This is a genomic window from Flavobacterium agri (assembly GCF_013401995.1).
In the GTDB taxonomy this organism is placed as follows: domain Bacteria; phylum Bacteroidota; class Bacteroidia; order Flavobacteriales; family Flavobacteriaceae; genus Flavobacterium; species Flavobacterium agri.
Genome location: NZ_JACBJI010000026.1, coordinates 1 through 2,909, shown reverse-complemented (window position 1 = coordinate 2,909; position 2,909 = coordinate 1). Strand labels below are relative to the sequence as shown.

Annotated in this window: 1 protein-coding gene; it reads right to left on the bottom strand. The window is 63.9% G+C overall.

The annotated features are described in order from the left end of the window. On the bottom strand, positions 1–2,909 hold a 2,909-nt coding region (locus HZF10_RS17820; RefSeq protein WP_503328426.1), incomplete at both ends, for an FIDD domain-containing protein.

Here is a 2,909-nt window from a genome sequence, read left to right as displayed (position 1 = left end):
AGGTCGAACTCGGCGATGCCGTCGGTAAGGTCACCGAAGTCGTCGCACTGGGCCGCGAAGGCATAGGCCGCCGCGGTCGCGCCCGGCTTGACGATGAGATCGAAGGTCTGGCTGGCCGTACAGCCCGTGGCCGTATTGGTAACGTCCACCGTGATGGTCTGCGGGTTGGTCTGGTTGGTATAGTCAAGGGCGTCAGCGGCCGATATCGGGCCGCCCGCATCAGAGAATACGAAAGTGAAGCCCGAGGTGTCCTGGCCCGGCATCATCTCGGCGATGATGTCGTTCAGGTCGAAGGACATCTGGCCCGTGCCCGCCGGCACCTCACAGCCCGTAAGGAACTTGCCCGGGGCAAGGTCAGGCTGCTGGTCCACCTGCAGGGTGATGGCCACCACCGTATGGCAGTAGGCGCCCGTATCGTCAGGAAGCGTATGCTGCTCCACGCGGATGTAGATCGTGCCGCCCGACGAGACGTAGGCCGCCACGTCAGAGGCAGGGATCGCCGCCGTGCCCGACTCGGCGTCGGCAAGGCTGGTATGGTAGGTGAAGGCCATGCCCATGTCACCGTTGGCAAGCTCGTCCTCGAACTGCGTCAAATCGAAGGTAGCCGTATCCGATCCGTTCTCCTCGCACATGACCAGCACGTCATCCTGCAGCTGCTGCGGATGAGGCAGCGGAAGCACGCGGATGGTGGCCATCGTGTACGACTTACAGCCCGTGGCAAGATCCTCCACCATCACCCCGAGGTCATCCACGGGGCCCTGGTTGGTATAATGGGCAGGGTCCATGATCTCGTCGGTGTCCGTAAGGGCATCGGCATAGCTGTGGTAGTAATGCACCTGGTAGCCCGAGGTGATGCCCGGCACCGGAACCTCCACCGGAAGGTCCCACTCGATGAGCTGGTTGCCGTCGGCGTCCGCGCACTGCGTGAACAACCCGAGGGTGGCCGGCAAATTGAACGGCACGTTGACCTTGATGAAGAACGAGTCCTCATCGTGGCAGCCGCCGGTCACGTCCACGCGGTACCAGATCTGCTGGGTGAAGGCCGTCTGGTTGGTGTAATTGGTGATGTTGCCTATAGGGCTGATGCCCTGGGCCGCGTCCGAGGCGCTCTCGAAATAGCGTATCTGGTAAGGGGCCGGACCCGTCTGCAGGGCTATGATGGCCGCCTCCTGTTCGGTGAGGTTGAACTGCGTAAAGCCGTCCTGGTCATCGTCGCACTCCACAAGGTCGGAAAGCTCCGCGGCGATCGCGCCCGGGATCACCGTAAGGGTCACCGGCCACACGCTGCGGCAGTTGCCCGGCGTCTCGGGGTTGTTCGCACCCACGTAGAGCGTCTGGGCCCATTGGGTCACGTTCACGTAAGGTATAGTCTGGTCGATAGGCAGGTTGCCCGCGACGGCGTCCTGCTCGGTCAGGTAGAAGTTGATCACCATCTGGGTGGCCGGAACCCCCATCTGCATCGCATCGGCTATGTCTTCAAGATTGAACGGGGCGAACCCGTCGTTGTTGTCGTCGCACGAGAACAGCAGCGCGTCATCCGGGGCAAGAAGGTGCGGCACCGGTTTCGGGTCCACCACGATGTCCATGCCCGTGAGGTGGCTGCAGCCGCCCTGGCTCACCACGATCCAGATGTATTGGGAGCCCGGCACCGTGTTGGTGTAAGGGCTGCCAAGCGGGGCGTTGCCCGAGAGCGCGTCCGACTCGCTCGCATAGAAGGCGGCCGTCTGGCCCGCCACGAGGAAGCCCGAGACATAGCCCGCGATATCGAAGGACATGAACTGGTCGAAGTCGTCATCGCAAAGGCGGTAAGGCGGGATGTCGGCAACGCCCGGCAGGGCCAGTACCACAAGCGGTACGGTCACCTGGTCGCGGCAGCCGCTGGCCGTATGGGTCACCACCGCGATGATGTCCGCCGTGGCGCTCTGGTAGGCCGCCCACCCGTTGAACGGGATAGGGTTGGCCGGCACGTCGGCAGCCGTGGCGTAGTACGTCACCGTATGCGTAGTACCGTCAAGCCCGCCCAGGATCTCGTCCAGAAGGGCCTGGTCGGCTAGGTTGAAATACGCAAGGCCGTCGTTGTCCTCCCCGTCACACTGCTCCACAGGCTGCACGTCGTCGTTGGCAACCGGGCGCGGCACCACGATGAGCTGCAGCGGGGCCACGCTCGGGCAGGTACTGCCCGGAGCCGTCACGCTCACGTAGATCGTCTGGTTGCACGGCACGTTGTTCGGGTAGGCCGTCGGGACGGCTATGAAGTTCTGGGTCTGCTGTTCGGCATCCTCAGGCGTCAGGTAATAATGGAACTCCACCCCGGCAGGGATGCTGGCCGAGTCCCAGATGTCGGCCGCGGCCTGGGTCAAATCGAAGACCCCGAAGCAGTCGTTGTTGTCGTCGCACACCGAGAGCGCGTCCGGCGTGGTGTCTATGGCAGGGCCCGTGGCCCCGATGAGCTCGAGTGGCGCAAGGGCGAAGCAGTCCGCGTTCTCAAGGCGTACCCAGATCGTGCCGCCCGCACTGTGGTAAGGGCTAGGTAGCGGGGACTGGGGTACGGCAGCGTCGGCCTGGCTCGCGTAGAAGCCTACGGTGACGCCCGGTTCCTGGGTGATCACCGGGATGTGCCCGGCAAGGTCGAAGTCGGCAAGGCCGTCGGCCCCGATGCAGCTGGTCATCGACTGCAGCGGCTCGGTGAGCTGCGGAAGCGGGTTGACCACCAAATTGAAGGAGGTCACCGTCTGGCAGTACGTATTGGCAAGGTTCACCCAGATGGTCTCCCCGGCGCTCACGTAAGGGCTCGCGATCGGGCTCGTGCCCGACTGGGCGTCGGCCTGGCTCAGGTAGAAGGTGATGGTGAGGCCCGCAGGGTTGGCCACGATGTTGCCCGCATATCCCGTAAGGTCGAAGGACTCCGT